Raw genomic sequence first — 23,471 nt, forward strand, 5'->3', positions numbered from 1 at the left:
CCAAGGCACGCCCCAGTAAGCAAATCTCTTTCATGGTTTTTACCCATCAAGAGTTGCCGTCAGCATTGTTCACACAATATGACTGTAAAACAACTGAAAAAGTTACAGTATTAGCGGTGTGTCGGTTTTTTTACAAACCACTAAAAAGCGACAGATACATGGATATCCGCCATGCTCCCCAAGTACCCCAAACCCTTACTGCACCAAGATTTTTAACACTTCAAATCATACCTAGTTCCAATGTTGTAGGTATGACAATCTAAAAACTGGAGTCATTTCTACTCTGTTTTATGGAATTGACAACTGGGGGCGTGAAGTTAAATATTTATACTTTTATACCCATGCAGCGACTTTTTCCCAGCCTAAACCCTGCCGCACTATCGTTGGTATTTCTCCTGTCATATCTAATATAGTAGAAACTTCATACTTGGGTTCCTCGCCAGTGTCCACAATCACATCTACCAATTTGTCCAAACGGTCAAATAATTCTATTCGGGATAGGTAAGTTTGTGCTTCTTTGTCATTATACTCATCATCTATATCATCATTAGGTGGTAAATGTGCTGAAGTCGAAATAATTGGGTTTGCCAGCGCTGACAATAAAGCTATACACATAGTATGATTTGGCACTCTAATTCCAGTGGTCTTCCGCTTCGGATTTTGTACCAGTCGTGGCACTAACTTTGTAGCAGGTAACAAAAACGTATACGGTCCTGGGATTAAGCTTTTCATCATCCGATAAGCATTATCGCTCACATAAGCATAAGTGGCTACATTAGAAAGCGAGGGACATAAAAATGTCAGTGGTTTATCATTTGCCAACTGTTTTATTTGTCTTACTCGCTCCACTGCTGATTTAGCATTTAAATCACAACCAATAGCATAAACTGTATCCGTAGGATAAAGCATCACTGCGCCACGTTGCAGTTGTGCTTGTATTTCCTCTATACGCCGGACTTGGGGATTATCAGGATGAACTTGGAAAATTTTTGCCATAGAAATAAAAAAAAGGCCAGTAGTTAATCGTTAGTGGTATTTTTAGCACTTAACAACTCGCAACTAACAAACAATTAATAATTAATGACGCAAAAAAGCACTTAGAACGCAAAACTTAGAATGAAATCTTGGGTACAATCCCCCGAAATCGTCCGTGAAATCCATTGTGAACGTTGAGCGGAGCCGAGATGTTAATCCAAAATCCAAAATTCCTAATCCAAAATCCAAAATCTAAAATCCAAAATTGTTTGACTCATTATGACTAAAATTGCGTATCTTCAATGTCCGACAGGAATTTCCGGTGATATGTGCCTGGGATCTGTGGTTAGTTTGGGTGTTCCTTTAGAGTATTTAACTCAAAAACTCAACGGGTTAGGGATTGAGCATGAGTATCAACTGAGAGCAGAACTTGTTCACCGTAACACTCAACAGGCTACCAAAGTTCATGTGCATTTAGTAGACCACCATCATCACCACCACCATGAACACAATCACCACCACGGACGCCACTTGCCAGAAATTGAGCGGATGATTCAAAAAGCTGAGTTACCATCACGAGCAGAAGCCTGGAGTTTGGCAGTATTCAGGCAGCTAGCAATCGCAGAAGGGGCAGTACATGGTGTTGCGCCCGAAAAAGTTCATTTTCATGAAGTGGGTGCTGTTGATGCCATTGTCGATATTGTTGGCACTTGTTTGGGTTTAGATTGGTTGGGTATCGAGAGCAATGATCAAGGATTACCTTTATTGTTCTGCTCGCCGCTACCTACTGGTGGGGGAACAGTTCGAGCTGCGCACGGTCAGATGGCTGTACCAGTACCAGCAGTCTTGAAGTTATGGGAAATGCGCGGCTGTCCAGTCTATAGTAACGGTATCGAACGGGAAATGGTCACACCAACAGGAGCTGCGATCGCAACAACTCTTGCCGTAGACTTTGGTTCTCCACCCCCAATGACCATCAAACAAGTAGGACTGGGTGCTGGTTCGATTCATTTACCTATTCCCAATATTCTACGTCTGTGGCTAGGTGAAGCAACAAATTTGCCAATAAATCAGGCAACGAATATCACAGATAAATCAACTGTGAGTTTGACAGATAATTCATCCGCTACAAAATCCATTGCTAGTGATACCAGTCCAGCTTTGGAAACTGTCTGTGTTTTAGAAACCCAAATTGATGACTTAAGTCCACAGGCTATAGGTTATGTGTTTGAGGCATTATTTGCCGCAGGTGCTTTAGATGTCTTTACCCAGTCTGTAGGCATGAAAAAATCTCGCCCAGGAATTTTGCTGAGTGTGATTTGTCATCCCGAAAATCTACACAGCTGTGAAGCTGTTTTGTTTCGCGAAACCACCACTTTAGGAATTCGTCGCTCAACTCAGCAACGCACCACTCTCCAACGAGAAATTCAACAAGTGGAAACTGAATACGGTGTTGTGCGCGTCAAGGTAGCATGGACAGGACAAGCAAACGAAAAAGCGATAACTAACGTCCAACCAGAATATGAAGACTGTGCAGAACTTGCGCGAAAACACAATATTCCTTGGCGAGAAATTCAGCGGCTAGGGCTACAGAATTGGTACGCGCAAACAGAAATAGCTATTGGGGATCAATTTCTTTAGTGTATTTAACACTACAGCAAAAAAGCCCGCATAGGCGGGCTTGGTTTATCTGCTGATAGACTGGAAGCGTGTGAGCAGATAACAACAGGCTATTGATTGTTAATTAACAGCGTCTTTGATCGCATTACCAGCCTTTTCCAAGATGTTACCAGTGTTTTGGGCCGCCTCTTGAGTTTTCTCATCAGCAGTGGTCTTGGCATCTGTTAACTTTTTGTCCACTGCATTGCCAGCATCTTCTGCCGCACGTTGAGCACTTATCTTTGTGTTTTCAGCAGAACGTTGAACAGTTTTCGCTGTACCCTGAGCAGCATCGCTGGTGTTTTCTTTGATATTTTCAATACCTCGCTTGGTACCTTCAGCAAAGTTCTCAGCCCCACTCTGAAGTTTTTCTGTGATCTTTTCAGTTTCTTTCTGAATATTTTTGCCTACTTTTCCTGTATCTTCAGCTACGCGGCGAATATTTTCTGCTGCGTTACTCGAGCTGTTCTGGATGTTTTTTTCCGCGTTTTCTTTGAGAGCCTCAGCCTCAGCTTTGAATTTACCGTCACTGGTTCTGGGATCAAGATCGCTAAAGTTATTCATCCCGCCTTCATAGCCAGAATTTACATTGGCTCCCTTTGGAACGTATGTTTCAGAATTAGGAGGTGCAGATTGTTCTCCTACAGTTTGACGAGGACTTGTTGCAGCTACAGAACTACAAGCTTGTGTAATAAACAGTATCATTCCGGCCACAAAAACTGTTATAAGTTTGATCGGGCGAATGTTTTTGAACAATGCAACGATTTTTTTCACAGTGCGACTCCTTTTGCTTGTATGACAAAGTTTAACATTAACCAAGAATTAACTCGGTACTTGTGCATCTTGGATTTACTTCACATCTAAATCCAAAAAACCATTTTTATTTGTTGACTACTGAATTGGGTTTCAATTCAGGTCTATCAGCTGCTTAATCTGCCTTGCCCTTGTGTGTTGACACCAGAAGCGATTAGCAATTGTGAATTAAGCAGTGAGCTTGCTTGGTCTCGTCCAGAATTAGACATCTTCTGCTCGGTGTATTTATCCCCTTCTCCTTTATAAGGATTATTTGCACCACCTGCTTGCACAGCAGGATTCTCTGGATTTGCACCCTGAGTATTTGCTGCATTACCACAAGCGGTGCTTACTATCAACAACACCCCAGCTAAAAACACTATCACAATCTGGCGCAGTCGCAGTTTTTTTATAAAATAAGTTAAACCATTCACCAATTTCTCCCATCAACTACAAACAAGAAAATATTTTCTTAATATTTGATCAATATTTTCTTCATAAGATTACAAAGAGAAAAACAAACAATGCCTCTAGCAAAAGTCACATTTTTTATTTTCATTTTTGTTAGATTTTTTATAACTTTAGAGGTATATAAGTTATTATAATTAGCCTCTGAGTTGCTGCCGTTAATATTGTATAATTTAATGTCTTAATATCTTAGTTAAAAAATATGCAAAGTAATCTAAAAAACTAGAATGCTTTTAGCTGCAAAATAATTGTTTATTAAATGAAGTGAAACTAATTGTTAGGATAGAAGATACCTGCTAAATCATCAGAATGTATAGTTTATTTTATAATTTAATAAATAAAATAGTAGTGAGAAACTTATAAATTAAAAAAAGAAGTGCTTTTATAAGTTATATAAAATATAGTCAAAAGAGCTACATGTATCAACGAAAGCTTTTAAAAAGTTTGCCGAAAATACTGGTATATATGATTGACATACCATATGATTTGATGTAGCTAAGTAGGTGAGCAAATATATAAATTAAATAACCAAAATGATCAAGCAAACTTTACGCTGGCTAATTTTAGGTGGAACCTTATTTTTTCTAGTAAAAGCCTTTAAAGATAACTGGCGAGAAGTAGCTACCATCCATATTGATGCAGCAGGATGGGCAATTCTTTTGATCGCCACAGGTGTGACATTGCTAGCACACACTTGGGCAGGTTGGGTATGGACTTGGGTTCTTCGAGAGTTAAATCAACCTGTCCACTCTTTTGAGTTTATTCAAGTTTACCTCAAAACAAATCTTGCTAAGTACATACCAGGTAATATATGGCATTACTACGGAAGAATTATAGCAGCAAAAAATGCAAATGTTTCTCCTGGTGCAGCAACCCTTAGTGTAGTGCTAGAACCTCTACTGATGGCAGCAGCTGCTTTAATTGTTGTTCTACTCACTAGCCAGTTTCTAACCGAAAAAATTACTATCATTCAACTCATCCTACAACTACTGGGTTTGTTAGGAGTACTTTGTGTTTTACATCCCAAATTTTTGAACAGAGCGACTCACCTCTTACAGCGTATAAAGGTAAAAAAGTCTGCTTCCAACACTCAGCAAGCCGTTCCCTGGAGTCTAGAACGATATCCCCTAGGACCTTTGATAGGGGAATTGGGCTTTTTGGGACTACGCAGCGCAGGGTTTATATTAACTTTATTTGCCTTGAGTCCTTTAAACTTTAGTCAAATTCCTTTATTAGTTGGTGCTTTTAGTTTTGCGTGGTTACTAGGGTTAGTGGTTCCAGGAGCACCTGGTGGGTTAGGCGTGTTTGAAGCCACAGCGATCGCGCTCTTGCAGCAACATTTTCCAACTGCGGTAGTTCTGGGCGCAACTGCTCTATATCGTCTCGTAAGCATTTTTGCGGAAACTGCTGGTGCTGGCTTCTCCTGGCTTGACGAACGCCTCTCATAGTCCTCAGTTTTGAGGAGCCAGCACCATTTTATTCTTGAATTCTTTTTAAATTCTGAATTTAAGACCTCCCGAGAGATAAGCTACGAACTATGTCTAGCCTGTCCCTAGGGAATATTCTGAATTCTGAACTTTGAATTTTGAATTTTTAACTTTGAATTTATAAATGGGGGTGGAGGGACTTGAACCCACACGACCGTTTAGGGTCAACGGATTTTCATTCTCTCGCAGCTTTCACTACTGCCTAGTAGGTTAAATAACCCGATAAGGCTTTGAGAATTGGACTCTCCCTTTACCCTCGACTTTACGTTAGGGTAGCTCCCGTCGAGTCTCTGCACCTTCCGCATTAGTCATTTATCATTTGTCGTTAGTCATTTGCTAGTAACAATTAACTAAAAACGAAGGACAAAAGACAAATTTGGCTTGGCTCAGGATTGCCGTATCTGTGATCAGATTTAGGTTTCCCTGAATTTGAGAGCAGTCACTTGCTGGATTTCTCCATCAAGGCTCAGTTATCTAAGTCCGTAGCGTCTACCATTCCGCCACACCCCCTGACATGTTTGGGAGTCAGTTGTTTTATGGAGGTCAGAAAAAACCTCCTCATCTATTCCAGCATTAAATGCGTTATTTGTCCAATTTTGCACTTTTACACTGGAAAATTTGAGATTGTTGAGTCGAAATTGAGGTTTTAGGTTTTCCTAACTTGCCTCTTACTTTCGTTGCCGCATCCTTTTGATTTGCTAGTCGCTCACCTTTGACTTACCGTGAAAGCAGCGCGCTCACCATTAGAGATCCTTCCTCAAGCATTTCTCGTGTGCGTTGTACTGCACTGGTTGTTTACTATAGCATAATGTTTTGAAAATAGATCAAAAAATAAAAGCAAAGATGGAAACAATTTTTTTTATCTTTAAATTATTCAATCTTGATTCCTCTACTAGGGCAACAATACTTCCAACAGCCAAGGCATTCAGCCTATCATGGAAAACAGATCCACCAACAGGTCGTTTTCTACTGAAAACCAAGAAATTATGGTTGTAGCGCTACTGTATCTGATTTTAGCTGGAGCTTATCTTTTGGTCGTACCAGCCGCTGTCCTGTTTTACTTAAACTTACGGTGGTATGTGGCTAGCTCTCTGGAACGTGCCTTCATGTACTTTTTGGTATTCTTCTTCTTTCCAGGTTTGTTGCTCCTGTCGCCGTTTGTAAACTTGCGACCCCGACGCCGACAAATTGAAGTTTAACGAAATTGGTAGGTCATAACTCTCATGCGACGCATTGACGCTATCGGAATTGGCTTTGGCATTTTTGTTGTAGGCGGCTTGGCGTATGTCTTACTGAACTTGGTAGGCATAGATAGCTCGAAAGCTGGTATTTGGAGCCAAGTCTTATTATTTATTGGTTTGATTGGCTGGTTGTTTACCTATGCTTTCCGTGCGGTGGGAAAAAAAATGACCTACCACAAACAACGGGAACAATACGAAGAAGCCTATTTGCAAAAGCGCTTGGAAGAACTTACTCCCGAAGAACTCGCAAAAATTCAAGCCGAAATAGAACAAGAACAATCCCAGGTGTAAATTTGTTCTTTGTCCTTGACTAGGAGCTACTACCGGCGTAGTAGCTCCTAGTCATAACTATCGAGCGTTGGTGTATCATCGTTTTAAATAGACAATGTTGAGCGCAGCCCCCTTTCAAGTCGCCAGACTTAAGCATTGGCTGGGGTGGGTTCAAGTTGCTCCTAAGTTTTTTGCATTCAATCAAACCTACTGTTATTGTAGTCATGTTATTTATGGCATAAATGATCCTGTCAGTAGATGAGCGGACTTGATCAGCAAATCGCCAAGCGGACAAAATAATTTGTCTAAAAGCAGCGATCACAACAACTTGATATATGCTTAATAAGTTAAGCCTGGTTAAGTTAAGTGAAGTAGATTAAAAAAGTTTAACAAGGGGGTTTTGTTACTTTCCTTGGTAGACAATTTCATCGATATCGTCTTGAATATATAAAGCAGATATCGAGTGGTCAGATGGTAAAAAACGATTCTATTCCATGACCGATAATTTGGGTATGTATGATGTAAGCAGTAGGGTAAAAGTTTTATTATGAGTGTGAGAGAGTGTCAGATATTAATCATTGTAGTTTCGTGCCAGTCTAGAGGAAAAGGCGATGAGTGAGAGCATGGCATTTATCGGCGGAGTCGCCGTCGCTGGGCTAGCGGCTCTCGTGTTGCTAAAAGGTGCAGGAGGAAGCTCTTTACCTAACTACACAGTTGGCTCACAACTACAACCAGCTGTGGTAGCACCTTCAGCAATGATACCGCCAACTGCAAATTATCCTGGGCAGCCATATCCTAATCCAGCGCCAGTCAATCCAAACAACGAAGAAATGCGCGTACAGGCGGAACGACTGAAGATGGAAAATGAAGGACTCAAGAATGAAAACAATGGTCTCAAAACCCAAGTTCAACAACTCCAGTCCCAAATCCAACAAGTTTATAACTACCAAGTCCAATTAAATCAGCAAAACCAACAACAAAATGCAGCCCAGTTACAACAGCACCAGTCTGCTGAAAATCGCTGGTGGTCTTCTCCTGCTGTTTGGGCAGTAGGAGGCATAACTCTGACGATAGGTGGCGGTATTGTGGTCGCTGGTGTCTTGGCTTTATTTTCACCAAAAGAGCGTCCCAGTCGTACCGTACAAGTTATTCATCCCTATAACGGTCCTACTCCACCGCTTGCTCCTGTACGTCGCGCTGAGTTCCTCCCTCCTCGTACCGAAAGACGAGTTGAAGCACAAGAATACGATGATATGTATTAAAAGTTTCAGTGGTTAAGAGTTAACGCTGAGTCATAAACCCCTATACTGATTAATCATAGGCTGTTAGATTAGTCTACCAATTTGTGCTACTCAGACTAAAAACTATTTTCACCATAGCGTTCTTGTTTTGGAGTTATCAAGGTTACAAGCGCCTGAGAGAATGCTATGGATCTAGAAGGCAATAAGGGCGCTGAATTCTAGGAACACGGCGTCTTAATTTTTACTATCGAGCATAGTTCAGTCGTATTAATACAAAATACAGTTGTATAATCCAGATTCCGCACCTTGAACTATTACACAGCATAATTACTTACAAATACGTTTGTAGAATAATTACAGCACATTGCAAGTAGATGAAGGACAATACTGAGGTCTAAAAGGCAGACTTATCAGCCCTTTTTACTTATGAACACCAGTCTCTCATGGGGGACACCCCGAAGACCGGACTGCCTCACCACCCCACTGTCTCCTCCTGACTCCTGAATTGCTGCTGTAATTATGCCTTGATGCTGGGGAAAATGTTGTTTGAAATACACTTTTTCAGTACGTTCAGTATTTTAGATAGCATCTTTGCATCTTTAAAACAGTAAAAACTTCTAACAGACAGTTGAGGGGGCGGAAGATGGGTTATAAATCTTTATATGTGGCATATCTGAACGCGCTGTAGCTGTATTCATTGGGACAACAGGCACTTCACCCAACTCAGTCATAGCAGGCAAACCATAGCGACGAATTTTACCACGAAGCGTGCACTTTACGCCCAGGAACTTCCAAGCGGCGCTGCCTCGTCATATTTCATCCCGTCTTTGTACGCTTAATTAGCTATTATTATTTTATTTTGTTTTCGTCTTTTGCCTGAAAACTAGATTCTTAAATCCCAATGCAAACAACTCAGCTTATCAGTTCGGTGCTCACTGGTGCCTTACTATTGTCCTCTTTATTATCCTTTGGAGGAAAAATTGCTCAAGCACAACGAGTCCCACGTCCTGTCTCTCTGCTGAATACTAAATGCGTTAATGGTGGACTTGGCAGCGTTAATAAGCAGGATCTTGATGTTTCTATAGGGAGAGCAGTTTATACTAGCAGGTTTTACCTCGGACCTGGCAACCGCTCTGCCTCAATAACTTGTAACATTAGGCCAGAAAAAAGCACTAAACCTGGGTTTCAAACTTTGAATTTGGGTTTTGGAATGCGTGACAATGATACCAGAAGTCCAAGTGTTGACGTTAGGGTTTATTTAGATGGGAACCCAGTACAAACACGTGCTGTTGGTCCTACACAGCAAGCTTCATTAACGCTTGATGTTAATAATGCCAGCAACGTTGCCATAGAGGCTGTTTGTAGTAGTCCAAGCCAATACTGTGACCGAGTTTACTTCTTCAACGCAGGTCTAGAGCGGCCAATTCCTCCCGCACCAATAGCTCCCACACCAACGAAAAAATAGCTTGACAGAAAACCCGGTTCCGAGAAGCTGACAAGCTCAGTGTCTTAAGACCTGAGTAGAAGCGAACGGCAGTTTTAACTGCCGTGATAGAATGCTCTTTGATGCGAGTAAGAATAACCACGTCTACGACGAAGCAACCTAGTACGGAGAAATCCCGGCAACCGAGATATCGACCAACGCGCGAATACTTAAAGGGCAAGTAATGGCAGGTTGGGGAGTAGTTATATTTTTTATTTTGTGGACTCTGAAAGTGAAAACGAAAGTAAGCACAATGCTAGCGCTTAGCGGCAGTTAGTTTGAGTGTGTAGGGTGTTTTTGCCAGCACCATTGAAAGTTCAAACTTGAACCCTTCAAGAATCTCTGAACTTTTTAAGTGAACAAGCTAAGCGCGAAGTTTGCTTAGTTCGGAGAGTGTCAAAACCTGCAATGCATCTACAAATAGATTGAGTGTTAATTGGTAATTGTGAAATAAATGTTAGTAGTTAGTTATTAGTTTTTTGCTAATAACTAACTACTAACTGCTAACCAAAAACTATCAGTAACAAGTCAAAGTTTATTGATAAATTTGATTACTGATGATTTTGGGGAGTTTCCTGTAGTTCTGGAGTTTCGATGTTATCGAAATCATTCATCATGTTAAGTTCATAATCCTCACTGGAATTTTGAGGTTCCAGTTTGGCTTTGTATAGGTTGGTAGGATTGCCTAGTTGAGGAAACTGTTGTTTTGCTAAATTGGCAGCAGCTTGTTGAACTAATGGCTCTACTTTGTTTCGCCAGTATTGAATATTGGGTAGTTTTTCCGGATGGTCTTTATAAGCTAATACTTTATCCCATTGTCCATCACCAAGGGCTGTGTCAAGGTCTTTGAATAAAGATTCGGCTTTAGACCAATCTTGTTGCCATTGGGATATCATTTCTGTTGTCTGTTTGACAGCAGTAGGATTTGCAGTCATTGTTTTTAACAGGGCGATCGCACCTTGTAAATCTCCTGATTCGTACTTCTGTTTTGCTTCTTCCACTACCTTGGTGGAACCGCCTTGTACAGTGGCGGGCGTTGATTTATCTGCGGATAAACTTTTTGATGTTTGTGATTGTTCTGACTCAGGTGATGATGACGTTGGTGCATTAACTAGAGGTTCTGCTTTTGGCTTGGGTGCAGGGTGAGCGACAATTAGGTCATTATCATCAACTGTTTTGATTGCAGTTCCCTTGTCTCGTAGGCAAGAAACCCATTGTTCGTTGTTTTTGATAATTTCTGAGTTTGCCCAACCTGTTTGTGTAGAGTCAAGTTTAATCTCTACCCAACCGCGTTTTGTTCGTCTGCTTGTTACCTCAAACTTGGCATCTTTCTTAACAGTTTTGATAATAGAATCATCATTAATAGAAGTAGGCTCAGAACGGATATTAGAATTTTCCTGAACAACAGCTAAACAGTTTTCGGCTGAGAGCGTGTCATTATTAATAGCAAAAGTAGAAGCAAAACTTTGAACATTTTTAAATACACCAGGGCTGACAGCAGCAGCACCAGCAACCAAAATTCCTATAATCACAAACTGTAATAGATCTGGTCCACTAGAACCTTTGGAGGGAGATTTGGGAGTTGGTGGTGCTAGTTGGAGAACAGGATTTGCCGGGGCAACGGCGATCGTTTTTTGTCGAGACAGTGGAGATAAGGCAGATGAGGACTTACTTGGTTGATGGTTAGAAGTTGTATTTGTATATTCGCTGGGTGTGTAGCTGGTGAAGGAAAGTGGCTGTAATGCTTGTAGTGCTTCTGATGCACTTTGAAAGCGGTCTTTGAAATGATAATGCACCATTTTGGTTAACACGGCTTCCAAAGCATCGCTTACGGAAACTAAATGCTCCCAGAGGATTTCCCCAGTGTTAGGATCTTCCTGAAAATCTACTGGCGCTATTCCCGTTAACGCCTGAATAGCGATAATGCCGAGAGCGTACATATCACTGTTGGGACGGGGTTTGCCTTGACCTTGTTCCGTGGGCATATAGCCAGGAGTCCCAATGGCTACAGTCGCAGAGTGATGAACTGTAAACATTTGCGATCGCCCACCATATCCACCAGATCCTCGCAATTGTTTGACGGCTCCAAAATCCACGAGGACGAGTTTTTTATTTGAAGCGCGACGGATGATATTATCTGGCTTGATATCGCGATGAATCACGCCTTGTCCGTGGACAAATTTCAGGATGTCCAGAACTTCCACCAGCAATTCAATAACTTGGCTTTCACTCCACCGCTGATTGGGAACTAACTCGTCACCCAGAGGATGCCCTTCAATAAATTCTTGTACTAAATAAAACTCTTGATGTTCGTCGAAATAAGCCAAAAGCCGAGGAATTTGGTCATGATTGCCCAAATATTCTAAGGTTTCAGCTTCACCTTGGAACAGACGCTTGGCGGTGTCAAACATTTTCGCTTCAGAATTGGCAGGCTTAAGGTGTTTGACAACGCAAACCGGATTGCCTGGTCGTTTTGTATCTTGGGCGATGTAAGTTTCACCAAATCCTCCTGTAGCCAGGACTTTATTCAGTCGGTAACGATGGTCTAGTAGCTTGCCTATCATATTCACTCCCCAGCGATAACACCCAATTTTAGAGAGGGTAATAAATATCTCCAATAATTTCTCAATGAAATCCGCTATCTTGAGAAAAGATTTAAATGTAAAACACAGTTTTTTAATAAATACACAATTGTTAATTTTTGTTTCAATAACCCTAGTCAATTCCAATGCCACCTAAAATTAACAACTCAGCAGCATGGGATCAGGCGGAACTGCTCATGCAACCTGCTTTCATTCGCGTTGTCGATCATATTCGCAAGCTGCTTGATGTATCTTCTTGGACGGGAACTTATCAAGATGTCCTGATTTGGCCTACTGGCACTACTGATGAGACGAAAGCAATAGTAACCAACCTCCTGCAAGAGCTAGAAGCCGCGACACCGGAGCAGGCTTTGGAAATCAGAGAAACACTCTCCCGTTTGCCAATTCCCCATCCAGGATATCATTTGTATCTACACCGTCAAGAGCAACAAATCAGTATCGATTTATGGGAATTGTGTTACCGAGTCTGTTTTCGCAACTACATTTCCGGGGATGAGACAGTTGACATTGATACTGATTTAATCGACGAAAACGATGATGTAGACTGGCAAAACTTGGATACTAAAGCGCAGGAATTAGTTGAACAGGTGTTTGCAAATTTACCTGAGTAACTTTGCTAAAACAGTTCTGAGGACTTTCTTTGCCATCTGAGACAAAAGACGGTAAAAAATGTCCTCAGGTTTCCAAGATCTGAATTTACAAAAAAAGCGGCTCAGAATGGAATTCTGGCGCTACCTGATATCTTGCACCTCTAAGTACAAACCCAGGCAATGTAAAAAGATGTGCGAATTCGCTACCTAATTTTTATTGGTTTTTATCGCTAAATCAAGGTTTTCCGTTTAATATTGACTCATAAAAACACATCAAAAATTCTTGGTGCAAGATGTGAGCTACCCGAATAAAGCCCCTTGCACGGATTATGAGGGGAAGTAGAGCGATACGCTTTTAGGCGTCTGCGCTGCGCGCGATCGCACTCAAATGGTCATCCCAAAAAAGTTTATGTATAATTTATATATAGTTATTTTACTGGTTGACATTTTGCACAAACTTGGCGATAGCTTATCAGGCTTTGCATTAAACACACATATTCAACGAGTCATTTCTGGATTAATGGCATGACAGAAGAAAAAATACAACTAAAACTCAATATTGATGCTGGGACAGAAGCTGATAACGAAGAACTGGAGCAATTAACTCGGCAATTACGAAAAAGACTTTTAGAACTAGATGTAGAATCCGTCGATTTCCTCAGTGAGGAAAAAGTATCAAAAGGTGCAAAGGGTGAACCCATAACAACGACACTCATTGTGACGCTTTTTGCAGCAGGCGGTGTAGTTACAACTTTAATCAAGACGATAGAAACCTGGCTAACCCGTGACACAAGTGTAACCATAGAGGAGAAAAATGGCGACAAGTTACAAATGACGGGCATTTCCTCTAAAGAACAACGTCGCATAATCGATGCTTGGATTAGCAGTCACACAAAACCATAATTGCTAATGACTGGGAAACGCCGTGCCCTAATCATTGCTAATAACGAATTTGAAGACACTCACTGGCAAGCACTGTATGCGCCACCTCAAGACGCTAAAGCTTTGGCAGAAGTTTTAGCAGATCCAGCTATTGGTAATTTCGAGGTTGAAGTTTTACTAAACAAATCTCGCCATGAAGTAGAACAAGAAATTGACGACTTCTTTGGTGACGAACAAAAGAGCGATTTACTGCTCCTCTATTTTTCTGGTCATGGGTTTAGGGACGATGATGATAACCTCTATTTAGTAACTCGCAACACCAAACGTAACCGCTTGGCATCCACTGCGGTTTCATCTCAATTTATTATTGGGATCATGAGCCGTAGTATCAAAGAAAAAAAGGCATCAGGGCAAGTATTACTGCTAGACTGCTGCCACAGTGGATCATTTGCACAGCCAGGAGTAAAGGGATCTCAAAGTACTGCTATAGAAGATAAATTTCTTCAAGGGCGCGGGAGAGTGGTATTGACTTCTTCTAGAGCAGCGCAGCGATCTTATGAGGAAAAAGAAGCTGATGAAGAAGGCTTGCGGCTTTCTTACTTCACCCGCGCCTTGGTACAGGGACTAAAAACCGGAGAAGCTGACATAGATGGAGATGGTTTCATTTCCAGTGTTGATTTATATCAATATGTCTATCAACGTATAGGAAAAGAAAAGCCAGAGCAGACACCACAGCAATGGGAATTGGGTAAAGAAGGACAAATTATCATTGCTAAAAATCCACACGCCATCAAAGATCCGTGGAGAGAGACGCGACAGTATGTTCCTTCCGGTTTTAAGGTGTTGGATCAGAAATTCTTTGACAATGAAAATAAAACCCCAGAAGCACAAATTCTCAAACTACGGGTAGCAACTTGGTCATTAATAATCCACGGAAACTATATTGAACGAGATGGGCAAGATGAGGCGCTAAATCTTGCTAAAAAAATGGCACAATTTCCTGGCATTTCCCTAATGCTCATTCGGGGTGAACCAGGTGCTGGCAAAACGGCGATAATGCGCTGGTTAGTTTATCAATTATTTCTTCAAGGGCATCTGATTTTAGAGAAAACTCAGTCCGAAGACCCAGACTGGCGGGAACAATTAGAGGAGTTTTCAGAGAAGATTGGCAAGAAACACTTTTATGTAATAGCCGATGACTTATTTCGCCAGTGTGAACTAGACGAAGATAAATCACATTTTCCCTTTACGCTGATAGGAACTACTCGCTTCAACGAAGATAAGCATGAAAACTTAGATGGTTTGGGATATGAAATTAAAACTTGGGATGTCAAACTACCAAACCAAGAAGAAAAAAAGCGAATTATAGCTAAAGTATGCGAAGACGAAACAGTTAAACGCACATTAGACAGCAAGACAAAGAAAGAGCGGGAAGAACTCATGAATGATGCTTCCATGCTGGTATTAATGTTGCAGCTATCTGAAGGTAAACCCTTTGACTTAATCATTGCCGATGTCATAAAACGCTTGCCCAGCGAGGAACGCTATCCAGTATATGAAGTTTTCGGAGTCATTTGCAGCTTCTATCAATACGGCATCACCGCACCCCCCGAAATCTTGCCCTTGTGTTTGCCAGAATATTCTAAAAAAGCAGTTCAGAATGTTGTTGAATTTGCCATAGACGCAGAATTAAAGGGATTGGTCAACCTGGTATCTAAAGGTGGATTTGAAGGACTAGCAACGATTCACGAATTGATTGCTAAAACAGCAATGACTGAGAGAAACCGACGCAACAAAGGTGAAAATCAACCTTATTCTTCCACCTGCTTAAAAGAATATTTAAGAGCTGCAATTCAGGCTATAGACACAACGAATAAAACCCACAAACGCTGGGCTTGTCATGGGCTAAGATTATTGGCTGTTAATGATCAAGCAAGTCTTGTCCATCAGATTTTGAAGGACTACCCAGACCAGATCCAATCTTTACAGCAAGGGAGTAGGGTTTTTCATTTATCGCTTTTTGCAAAGATATTTGAAGCAGTGGGTTTACTTGCTGAGCGCGATTGCTGTCTAGAACAGACTATATCAACTACTCCACAAAGTTTCAGTGAGTGGGTATATTGGCTGTCAGTGATAGAAAAGTTTGGAAATGAAGAACAGAAGAAAGAGGCGATCGCTGACACCGCTACTTGGCTAAAACAGCATCCAGATGATAGGGATGTTCGTAACAAATATCTAAAGTTGATTGAAAAATGTGGAACAGCACAAGACAAACAAAAGGCGATCACCAACACTGCCACTTGGCTGCAACTGCATCCAGATGATAGGGATGTTCGCGTCAAATACCTAGCGCTGATTGACAAATGTGGAACAGCACAACACAAACAAGAAGCGATCGCTCAAACTACCACTTGGCTACAACAGCATCCAGATGATTGGCATGTTCGCACCAAATATCTGGAGTTGATTGAGAGATATGGAACAGCACAAGACAAACAACAGGCGATCGCTCAAATTACCACTTGGCTACAACAGCATCCAGATGATTGGGATGTTCGCACCAAATATCTGGGGTTGATTGAGAGATATGGAACAGCACAAGACAAACAACAGGCGATCGCTCAAACTACCACTTGGCTACAACAGCATCCAGATGATTGGGATGTTCGCACCAAATATCTGGGGTTGATTGAGAGATATGGAACAGCACAAGACAAACAACAGGCGATCGCTCAAACTACCACTTGGCTACAACAGCATCCAGATGATTGGGATGTTCGCACCAAATATCTGGGGTTGATTGAGAGATATGGAACAGCACAAGACAAACAACAGGCGATCGCTCAAACTACCACTTGGCTACAACAGCATCCAGATGATTGGGATGTTCGCACCAAATATCTGGGGTTGATTGAGAGATATGGAACAGCACAAGACAAACAACAGGCGATCGCTCAAACTACCACTTGGCTACAACAGCATCCAGATGATTGGGATGTTCGCACCAAATATCTGGGGTTGATTGAGAGATATGGAACAGCACAAGACAAACAACAGGCGATCGCTCAAACTACCACTTGGCTACAACAGCATCCAGATGATTGGGATGTTCGCACCAAATATCTGGGGTTGATTGAGAGATATGGAACAGCACAAGACAAACAACAGGCGATCGCTGACACTGCCACTTGGCTACAACAATATCCAGAGGATTCCTATGTTCGCAGACACTACCTGGGGCTGATTGGGCAGTGTGGCAAACCCGAACAACAGCAACAGGCGATCGCTGACACCGCCACTTGGCTGCAAGTACATCCAGAGGATTCCAATGTTCGCACTAAATACCTAGCGCTGATTGGGCAGTGTGGCAAACCCGAACAAAAGCAACAGGCGATCGCTGACACCGCCACTTGGCTGCAACTGCATCCTGAGGATTCCAATGTTCGCACCCAATACCTGGGGCTGATTGGGCAGTGTGGCAAACCCGAACAGCAGCAACAGGCGATTCTTGAAACTGCCACTTGGCTGCAACTACATCCACAAGCTGGTGATGTTCGCACCCAATACCTAAGTTTTGTTGGAAAGGCAGGAAAGGAAATCATAGACGTTGAACCTATCATTAATCAACAGTGGCAGTGGTTAAGTCAGCAAAAAATAGTAGAGGAAAGTCTATGGTCTGCATTTCTGCCTGTCCTTTATCACCATGCCCAGCCAAGTCTCATTCAAGAAGCTATCAATCTTGCCTTGCAGCAGTATCCAGACACTATAAGTATCATCTTTCTTATTTTTGGCTACTTCCGAGATTATTTGGATTATGAAACTTGCTATCAATTGGCTGATTTCTTTAGACAGTCTCGACTGCACGTATCTAAGTGGCAAAATTATGTCTATGCTGCTAACTTTTTTCGAGATTATGGTGACTTAGATACAGCGGAAGCTATTTATCGAAGAGTTATCGATTCAGCAAAGAGGCACATGATAAAGCATGGTAATCATATGCAGAAAGCTATTCAATTTGCATCTTTAAGCTATGCCCGTCTCCTAGTCCTGCGTCAGCCATCAGAATGGTACAAAGCCATTAACTATCTCAAGCCGATTCTGGCTGAAAACCCTAAACATCCCCTTGCTCACTTGTACATGGCTCAGTGCTATCAAGTGAAAGGACAAAAGTTTTACCCTCTAGCCATCAATCACTTTCTAAAAGCAATTGAGTTTGACAGAGAGAAAAATGGTCATTTATGGTATGAATTTGGCTGTTTCCAACGGGATACTATGGAAAACAGCTACGAAGCCCATAAGTGTTTTCAGAACTCTGTGCAACAAAAAATTAATCTTCCTGCCTGTGTTAGTTTAGCCGAATTAGAAGTTAAAGCTGGTAGATTTGATTCAGCTAGAGAGTACCTGCAACAAGGACTTGCCCTGGTGCCTATCACTCGTCCAGAAAAGGAACAGCGACAGCAACTAGAACCTCTAATTCAACAGATTCAGCAAGCAATTCAAGAGCATAGCCATTGAACCTGCAAACCCTTATTTGCTAAGATTTTCAATGCTCACAACCATTGCGGCAAACTGTGAAGATATAACTATGTCTACATCTGCCATTGACACCAACGACGCAGCAGCTATCCAAGCGGTACAAGAGGGAGTTTTGTGTATTGATCGCTCTTTTTGGGGACGGATCAAAGTTTCTGATGGCGATCGCCTCCGCTTCTTGCACAACCAAAGTCATTTATAAATGGATACTGTTTATCGACTGCAAGGCATAGAGTTTGAATGGGACGAAAACAAAGCTCGAAGCAACATCGAAAAACATAGTGTTACATTTGAAGAAGCTGCTGAGGTTTTCTTTGACCCTTTTTACCAAACGGGTGATGCAACCGCTAATCATGAGCAACGTGATTTCATCATAGGGTATTCTCTTGCTCAACGTTTATTATTAGTAGTCTACGTAGAACGTGGAAGGCGAACACGCATCATTTCTGCTCGTCCAGCAACTCGCGCTGAAAGAAAGTTATATGAACAAACCTGAAGAAGAACTAGAACTACATTTGCGATCGCGTGCAGCAGAAACAGTATCGATAAGAATACCAACAGACACGTTGGAATCGCTAAAAAAAGTAGCTAATAGTAAAGATATGTCACCTGAAGCTTTAATGAAGTTTTATATCGGACAAGGTTTACGGCAAGATTTAGCAAAATTATTTTCTGAACGGTTGCTTGAATCAACTGCTCAAGTTCTAGCACGGCACATACAATCAGAAGAAGAAGTTTTAAAAATTATTCAAGAAATTCAAGCCCAAACAACTCGTTAGGTTAATATCCAGCAACTTCTCTACCCCAACCCACAAATGGATTGAACCCGCAAACCCATATTTGCTAAGATTTTCAATGCTCACAACTTAGCGGCAAACTGTGAAGATATAACTATGTCTACATCTGCCATTGACACCAACGACGCAGCAGCAATCCAAGCAGCACAAGAGGGAGTTTTGTGTATTGATCGCTCTTTTTGGGGACGGATCAAAGTTTCTGATGGCGATCGCCTCCGCTTTTTGCACAACCAAAGCACAAACGACATCCAAAGCCTCAAGCCAGGACAAGGCTGTGATACGGTTTTTGTGAATTCTACCGCCCGGACTCTTGACTTGGCAACAGCATACATCCTGGAAGATGCCGTGTTGTTGCTGGTTTCGCCAAACCGTCGCGAGTTTCTCATGCAATGGCTAGATCGCTACATCTTCTTTGCTGACAAGGTACAACTCACGGATGTGACTGACGAAACTGCCACCATTAGCCTTATTGGACCACAAAGTGATGCTGTTGTAGAAAAGCTGGGGGCTGCAGCAATTATCGGTGAAGCTTATGGTAATCACATTTCCATCCCTTCAGTTAGTGGAAGTTTGATAGGCGTTGGTAGTGGTTTGGCTTCCCCTGGCTATACTCTGATTTTGCCTGCTTCTAGTAAACAAGAAGTTTGGAGCAAAATTCTGGAAGCTGGGGCAGTTCCAATCAGCGATTCGACTTGGGATAAGTTACGAATATTACAAGGACGTCCCGCCCCAGAGCAAGAACTCACCGAGGAATACAACCCCTTGGAAGCGGGTTTATGGCAGACTATTTCTTTTAATAAAGGATGTTATATCGGACAAGAAACCATCGCCCGACTCAACACATACAAAGGTGTTAAACAGCACCTTTATGGAATTAAATTAAGTGGTTATGCTGAACCAGGAAGTGTGATCACCATTGGGGATGAAAAACTTGGCAAACTGACGAGTTACACCAAAACCCTTGATAGTCACTTTGGGCTTGGCTACATCCGCACCAAGGCTGGTGGTGCAGGTTTGAAAGTCCATGTAGGAGAAGTTGAGGGCGAAGTCGTAGAAATCCCGTTCGTTTCTCACGACTACCCGCAGTTTTGATGAGTCATTTCATGGAACAAAACGTGTTTATTCTCTATCCCATCCGATACCTTGGCAAGAGTCATCTATCCAATTAGCCAAACGAGTAATCTTAGCAGGTGGTGGGTTAACTTGATGACCAGGATTTTTGTGTGGAGTTGTCACAAGCCTACTTTTGCTTTCCACCTTGTTAGCGAGGGGAAGAGATGAAACAGCTTTGCTTTCCACTTTCCTTGGAATGACAGCAGTCGATGATACAGGTTTGCTTTTACTTGGCCCATCAGAAGCAACAGCAGGCAATGATTTGGGTTTGCTTTTACTTTTTTTGCGTGTAGCACGGCTAACAGATGGCACGGATTGACTTTTGCTTTCAATTTCGGTTTTTGAAAATGCAACCAAAGGTATAAACTGGCTTTTGCTTTCCACCTGAGTGCTAGCAACTGTCATCAAAGCCGTAGAGTTGCTTTCCTTCTGAGTGCTAGCAACTTCAACAGATTGTACTGGTTGATACCACTTTGCGCTCTGTTGTAGTGCCTCGTCGAGAGAGATTGCTTCCCGCGACTTCGTTCTGCTTGCAATCACAGGTGCTACCTTAGATTGCAAGTTGGTATAACTTTGACTTTTCTCCTCATTAGCAATTCCAGCAAAAGTCAAATATTTACACTCATTGAGTGTTTGAAAAGGAACTGCGGTACTCACTGCAACAGATGGTACAAATTTGCTGTTGTCTTCTTTTGCTGTGGCAACTACACTGGGACTCACAAGCTCATACTCAGGCAACTTCTGGAGAACAGACTCACAGTTAACCTCGCTTTCACTTACAGAATCAGCCGATTCTATAAGGTGTAATTCCTCCTCAGGATTAAAGTTAAGACCCAAAGCAACAACAATCTGATCAGGATCGTTGTTGAGTTCGCAAATCAAGGGTAAAACTTCTTCAAGCTGTGGTTCTAAAGCAGACAAAGCTGCCAAAATAAAACCAGAGGAAGGGCGACGTTGAGCATCGTAAGTTCCCCAAACTCGCATTTTTTCCAGCCACGAACGATTCTTGTAGTAGTAACTTACCCACTTAAGTTTCAAAGACTGGCGTAGCTGCTGAATATTCATAATGAGATGTCCTGGTTCGGTCAAAAAAAGTACAGATCTCTATAATCGCTATAAATTGTTAAAAATCAACATTATCCCTGCGGATGAAACCGATGATAGAGCATCTTTGTCACTCTTTGACCACTGCGTAAGTGCTGTTCTACCAGTAGAGGTACTTCACTTGGGTGAACACCACTGTACCAAACCATCTCAGGTAGCACTAACACCATTGGTCCATTACCGCATTGTCCCAAACAGGTACTACCAGTGACAGTCACTTCAGGAGTTGGTGATGCTTCAAAAGCCGCTAACACCTTGGCTGCACCTTGCTTGCGACAAGTGCGATTTTGGCAAACACGTACACACTTAGGAAAAACAGGTGACGCTACTGAAGAGTCAGATGAGTAAGATATATTTTCCATTTGTTACCTCCTTATACCCTTTCACTTTAATGTTGATACAAGTAGGCATCAAGAAGATGTGGTCAACACTAGCGATCGCGGGTTGAATTCCGCACTATCGCGTCCACTTTTTGGGGAGTGATCTTACTCTCTTACCGCCAGAAGAATACCTAATTTAACGAACCGCCAAGACGATAATTCTCAGAACTCATATAGGATTCCTATAATTCTAAATCCAAGAATTAAACCACATCCGCATTGGTCTATATTCAAAATTTGAAAGAGGTAAACCTAAATAAATAGGCATCCAAAAAACAAAAGCACTCACAATAATAAAGGTAATGGTGATACCAACAGCGCGGAGTGGAATATGATAACTACGTAAGCACTGATCAACAAGCCAAGCGATCGCTAAAAATGCGAACACTACAGCCGTCATGTAATGGTAGATAAAAACGCAACGATTTACTCCCACCCAAGGCAGTAAATTAGCAATATAATTGGTCACTATGTATAAGGCAATCCAAGTATCAACACTCAGTTTCCTTGGAGGAGAAAAGCGTTTTTGCCTGACCAAAGGAATGAGGAATCGCCACACCAACATTCCAACTAAAAATAAAAGCGCCGCAACGCCAAACCACCACAAAAACGGATTGCCCATTGCATGGACATCATAAATAATTTTCCCAGCACCTGCAGGCAAAGGAGGTCCCATAACAGGTGGTGGTTCCTTAAGGTTTTGTGCTGTTTGGTAAAAATACGCCATTGGTCGAGTGATCAAGGGCCATTTATACCAAGCAGCACAGTAAGGATGGACCTTAGGAGTATTACCACCAAGACGTTCATGAAACAGCAAAATTTGCTGGTGTAGTTCTAGAAATCCAAATTTTGTATTTAAGAGTAAATGAGGTATCCAAATCAAACTGTAAACTATTAAAGGGAGTAAACCGAAATAAATAACAATGTGAATTAAATTAAGTTGAGTTAATTTCTGCAATGGGGTTAGATTGACCTGCCCATTATTATTGGAAGATTGCAAGCTAATATTGCCAGGAAAAATTCTATATCTTTTTTTTCCAGATAAGCCAGAGTTATACTCACTTAAGGAAGCGAAGGAAGATAAAGAAGAAAATCTTTTATTACGTTTTCTTCCACTGATTATGTCGGGAGGATGAGAAACAAATGCCTTTTGGATTTGAGGGTTAGTATCGTTGTCAAGAAAGCTAGAAGATTGCCACCAACGAATTCCCCAAGCTAATATCCAGATGAGGTAAGTCCCTAGCAAAAACCACAAACCATTCCATTTGGTAGCGGCTGATGCACCAAAAGCTATGCCAGAAAGTATTAACCAAAAACTGCGTTGTTGTCTTTGTTTTGCTAATGCCAATAAAAAAAACCACTGTCCCAGCAATCCAAAGATCACAATATACTGGTTGATCAGAGCATAGCGAGATTCTACAAGAAATATGCCGTCGCAAGCTGTGAACAAACCAGCAACTAAAGCAAAACCACGACGATAACTTATCTGATAGGCAATGGCAGCGACTATTATAGGGATAAATGAACCAGAAAAGGCATTCATCCAACGGTAAGTCACGGGTGACATGACTGAACCAGTAAACCCATTCACCTCATCTTGCCAGAAGGGAATATGGCTACCAATCCAAATCCCCAGTGCAATCATATACTTACCTAGTGGTGGATGACCATCAAAAAATGGTGTATGGGTAAGGTAATTATTACCAAATTTAGCGTAATAAACTTCGTCAAAGACAAAGGTGTTAAATCTTCCCAATCCCCAAAATCGCAAGGCGAGTGACAGCAAGAATACACCCACGATGCCAATCCGAAACCACTTTTTATTCATTGGTCACTAGTTCTTAGTCAATAGT

The 23,471-nt window shown here is 41.7% G+C and carries 19 protein-coding genes and 2 pseudogenes; 14 read left to right on the forward strand and 7 right to left on the reverse strand.

The window, feature by feature from the left end; translation table 11 throughout:
* The first annotated feature begins 32 nt into the window (after positions 1-32).
* Positions 33-263 (forward strand): hypothetical protein, encoded by a 231-nt coding sequence (locus tag DP114_RS03775; protein ID WP_171975484.1) that lies wholly within the window; start codon positions 33-35, stop codon positions 261-263.
* Between the two features lie 70 nt (positions 264-333).
* Here DP114_RS03775 and DP114_RS03780 read toward each other — a convergent pair whose 3' ends face one another.
* Positions 334-996, reverse strand: coding sequence for an L-threonylcarbamoyladenylate synthase (locus tag DP114_RS03780; protein WP_169264903.1), 663 nt, complete (start codon positions 994-996; stop codon positions 334-336).
* 258 nt (positions 997-1,254) lie between these two features.
* On the opposite strand from DP114_RS03780, the gene larC reads away from it, so the two are divergent.
* Positions 1,255-2,616 (forward strand): nickel pincer cofactor biosynthesis protein LarC, encoded by a 1,362-nt coding sequence (gene larC, locus DP114_RS03785; RefSeq protein ID WP_171975485.1) that lies wholly within the window; start codon positions 1,255-1,257, stop codon positions 2,614-2,616.
* A 99-nt stretch (positions 2,617-2,715) separates the two neighbouring features.
* Here the strand turns inward: larC and DP114_RS03790 are convergent, their stop codons facing one another.
* Both DP114_RS03790 and DP114_RS03795 read right to left on the reverse strand, forming a co-directional pair.
* Positions 2,716-3,408, reverse strand: a complete 693-nt coding sequence (locus DP114_RS03790) for an apolipoprotein A1/A4/E family protein (RefSeq protein WP_216669966.1) — start codon at positions 3,406-3,408, stop codon at positions 2,716-2,718.
* A gap of 185 nt (positions 3,409-3,593) precedes the next feature.
* Positions 3,594-3,860 (reverse strand): annotated as a pseudogene (locus DP114_RS03795) (DUF6658 family protein); the annotation flags it as partial.
* A gap of 567 nt (positions 3,861-4,427) precedes the next feature.
* On the opposite strand from DP114_RS03795, the gene DP114_RS03800 reads away from it, so the two are divergent.
* The 5 genes from DP114_RS03800 (at position 4,428) to DP114_RS03820 (ending at position 9,598) form a co-directional block, all read left to right on the forward strand.
* On the forward strand, positions 4,428-5,342 hold the full coding sequence (locus DP114_RS03800; RefSeq protein ID WP_171975486.1) for a lysylphosphatidylglycerol synthase transmembrane domain-containing protein: 915 nt from the start codon (positions 4,428-4,430) through the stop codon (positions 5,340-5,342).
* A 974-nt stretch (positions 5,343-6,316) separates the two neighbouring features.
* A complete protein-coding gene (gene ndhL, locus DP114_RS03805) occupies positions 6,317-6,580 on the forward strand; it encodes an NAD(P)H-quinone oxidoreductase subunit L (protein ID WP_169264900.1) in 264 nt (87 codons plus the stop codon).
* 24 nt (positions 6,581-6,604) lie between these two features.
* Positions 6,605-6,913, forward strand: coding sequence for a DUF3007 family protein (locus DP114_RS03810; RefSeq protein ID WP_169264899.1), 309 nt, complete (start codon positions 6,605-6,607; stop codon positions 6,911-6,913).
* 590 nt (positions 6,914-7,503) lie between these two features.
* Entirely contained in the window at positions 7,504-8,154 is a 651-nt protein-coding gene (locus tag DP114_RS03815) for a heterocyst differentiation related protein (protein ID WP_169264898.1), read from the forward strand.
* An 880-nt stretch (positions 8,155-9,034) separates the two neighbouring features.
* Entirely contained in the window at positions 9,035-9,598 is a 564-nt protein-coding gene (locus tag DP114_RS03820) for a hypothetical protein (protein ID WP_169264897.1), read from the forward strand.
* Positions 9,599-10,167: 569 nt separating this feature from the next.
* Here DP114_RS03820 and DP114_RS03825 read toward each other — a convergent pair.
* Positions 10,168-12,180 carry a serine/threonine protein kinase gene (locus DP114_RS03825; protein ID WP_171975487.1) on the reverse strand — a complete coding sequence of 671 codons (2,013 nt, stop codon included), beginning with the start codon at positions 12,178-12,180 and terminating at the stop codon, positions 10,168-10,170.
* 164 nt (positions 12,181-12,344) lie between these two features.
* Here DP114_RS03825 and DP114_RS03830 point away from each other — a divergent pair, with 164 nt between their 5' ends.
* The 7 genes and pseudogenes from DP114_RS03830 to ygfZ all read left to right on the forward strand — a co-directional run bounded on the left by DP114_RS03830 (position 12,345) and on the right by ygfZ (position 20,113).
* Positions 12,345-12,830, forward strand: a complete 486-nt coding sequence (locus DP114_RS03830; RefSeq protein WP_169264895.1) for a hypothetical protein — start codon at positions 12,345-12,347, stop codon at positions 12,828-12,830.
* Positions 12,831-13,334: 504 nt separating this feature from the next.
* Positions 13,335-13,712 carry a hypothetical protein gene (locus DP114_RS03835; protein WP_169264894.1) on the forward strand — a complete coding sequence of 126 codons (378 nt, stop codon included), beginning with the start codon at positions 13,335-13,337 and terminating at the stop codon, positions 13,710-13,712.
* A gap of 6 nt (positions 13,713-13,718) precedes the next feature.
* Complete coding sequence (locus tag DP114_RS03840) at positions 13,719-18,206, forward strand: caspase, EACC1-associated type (protein WP_172195151.1); 4,488 nt, start codon at positions 13,719-13,721, stop codon at positions 18,204-18,206.
* Positions 18,207-18,276: 70 nt separating this feature from the next.
* Positions 18,277-18,417 (forward strand): annotated as a pseudogene (locus tag DP114_RS03845) (CAF17-like 4Fe-4S cluster assembly/insertion protein YgfZ); the annotation flags it as partial.
* Positions 18,418-18,426: 9 nt separating this feature from the next.
* A complete protein-coding gene (locus DP114_RS03850; RefSeq protein WP_171975489.1) occupies positions 18,427-18,720 on the forward strand; it encodes a BrnT family toxin in 294 nt (97 codons plus the stop codon).
* On the forward strand, positions 18,707-19,003 hold the full coding sequence (locus DP114_RS03855) for a hypothetical protein (protein WP_171975490.1): 297 nt from the start codon (positions 18,707-18,709) through the stop codon (positions 19,001-19,003). Before DP114_RS03850 ends, DP114_RS03855 begins: the two co-directional genes overlap by 14 nt.
* 114 nt (positions 19,004-19,117) lie before the next feature.
* Positions 19,118-20,113 (forward strand): CAF17-like 4Fe-4S cluster assembly/insertion protein YgfZ, encoded by a 996-nt coding sequence (gene ygfZ, locus DP114_RS03860; RefSeq protein ID WP_171975491.1) that lies wholly within the window; start codon positions 19,118-19,120, stop codon positions 20,111-20,113.
* Positions 20,114-20,140: 27 nt separating this feature from the next.
* Here the strand turns inward: ygfZ and DP114_RS36210 are convergent, their stop codons facing one another.
* The 3 genes from DP114_RS36210 to DP114_RS03875 all read right to left on the reverse strand — a co-directional run bounded on the left by DP114_RS36210 (position 20,141) and on the right by DP114_RS03875 (position 23,446).
* The gene (locus DP114_RS36210; protein ID WP_171975492.1) at positions 20,141-21,199 is read right to left on the reverse strand and encodes a DUF5331 domain-containing protein; all 1,059 of its coding nucleotides are present in this window, start codon (positions 21,197-21,199) and stop codon (positions 20,141-20,143) included.
* 71 nt (positions 21,200-21,270) lie between these two features.
* On the reverse strand, positions 21,271-21,600 hold the full coding sequence (locus DP114_RS03870) for a (2Fe-2S) ferredoxin domain-containing protein (protein ID WP_169264890.1): 330 nt from the start codon (positions 21,598-21,600) through the stop codon (positions 21,271-21,273).
* 208 nt (positions 21,601-21,808) lie between these two features.
* Positions 21,809-23,446, reverse strand: a complete 1,638-nt coding sequence (locus DP114_RS03875) for a dolichyl-phosphate-mannose--protein mannosyltransferase (RefSeq protein WP_171975493.1) — start codon at positions 23,444-23,446, stop codon at positions 21,809-21,811.
* Positions 23,447-23,471: the final 25 nt, after the last annotated feature.

Origin of the sequence: Brasilonema sennae CENA114 (assembly GCF_006968745.1) — a bacterium.
Taxonomy (GTDB): domain Bacteria; phylum Cyanobacteriota; class Cyanobacteriia; order Cyanobacteriales; family Nostocaceae; genus Brasilonema; species Brasilonema sennae.

What these genes read in the sequence shown, in the direction of transcription:
- DP114_RS03775 (WP_171975484.1), top strand. Translation starts at nt 33, where the DNA reads ATGGTTTTTACCCATCAAGAGTTGCCGTCAGCATTGTTCACACAATAT.
- DP114_RS03850 (WP_171975489.1), top strand. Translation starts at nt 18,427, where the DNA reads ATGGATACTGTTTATCGACTGCAAGGCATAGAGTTTGAATGGGACGAA.
- DP114_RS03800 (WP_171975486.1), top strand. Translation starts at nt 4,428, where the DNA reads ATGATCAAGCAAACTTTACGCTGGCTAATTTTAGGTGGAACCTTATTT.
- DP114_RS03870 (WP_169264890.1), bottom strand. Translation starts at nt 21,600, where the DNA reads ATGGAAAATATATCTTACTCATCTGACTCTTCAGTAGCGTCACCTGTT.
- DP114_RS03875 (WP_171975493.1), bottom strand. Translation starts at nt 23,446, where the DNA reads ATGAATAAAAAGTGGTTTCGGATTGGCATCGTGGGTGTATTCTTGCTG.
- DP114_RS03820 (WP_169264897.1), top strand. Translation starts at nt 9,035, where the DNA reads ATGCAAACAACTCAGCTTATCAGTTCGGTGCTCACTGGTGCCTTACTA.
- DP114_RS03810 (WP_169264899.1), top strand. Translation starts at nt 6,605, where the DNA reads ATGCGACGCATTGACGCTATCGGAATTGGCTTTGGCATTTTTGTTGTA.
- DP114_RS03780 (WP_169264903.1), bottom strand. Translation starts at nt 996, where the DNA reads ATGGCAAAAATTTTCCAAGTTCATCCTGATAATCCCCAAGTCCGGCGT.
- DP114_RS03830 (WP_169264895.1), top strand. Translation starts at nt 12,345, where the DNA reads ATGCCACCTAAAATTAACAACTCAGCAGCATGGGATCAGGCGGAACTG.
- DP114_RS03840 (WP_172195151.1), top strand. Translation starts at nt 13,719, where the DNA reads ATGACTGGGAAACGCCGTGCCCTAATCATTGCTAATAACGAATTTGAA.
- ygfZ (WP_171975491.1), top strand. Translation starts at nt 19,118, where the DNA reads ATGTCTACATCTGCCATTGACACCAACGACGCAGCAGCAATCCAAGCA.
- DP114_RS03855 (WP_171975490.1), top strand. Translation starts at nt 18,707, where the DNA reads ATGAACAAACCTGAAGAAGAACTAGAACTACATTTGCGATCGCGTGCA.
- ndhL (WP_169264900.1), top strand. Translation starts at nt 6,317, where the DNA reads ATGGAAAACAGATCCACCAACAGGTCGTTTTCTACTGAAAACCAAGAA.
- DP114_RS03835 (WP_169264894.1), top strand. Translation starts at nt 13,335, where the DNA reads ATGACAGAAGAAAAAATACAACTAAAACTCAATATTGATGCTGGGACA.
- DP114_RS36210 (WP_171975492.1), bottom strand. Translation starts at nt 21,199, where the DNA reads ATGAATATTCAGCAGCTACGCCAGTCTTTGAAACTTAAGTGGGTAAGT.
- DP114_RS03825 (WP_171975487.1), bottom strand. Translation starts at nt 12,180, where the DNA reads ATGATAGGCAAGCTACTAGACCATCGTTACCGACTGAATAAAGTCCTG.
- larC (WP_171975485.1), top strand. Translation starts at nt 1,255, where the DNA reads ATGACTAAAATTGCGTATCTTCAATGTCCGACAGGAATTTCCGGTGAT.
- DP114_RS03815 (WP_169264898.1), top strand. Translation starts at nt 7,504, where the DNA reads ATGAGTGAGAGCATGGCATTTATCGGCGGAGTCGCCGTCGCTGGGCTA.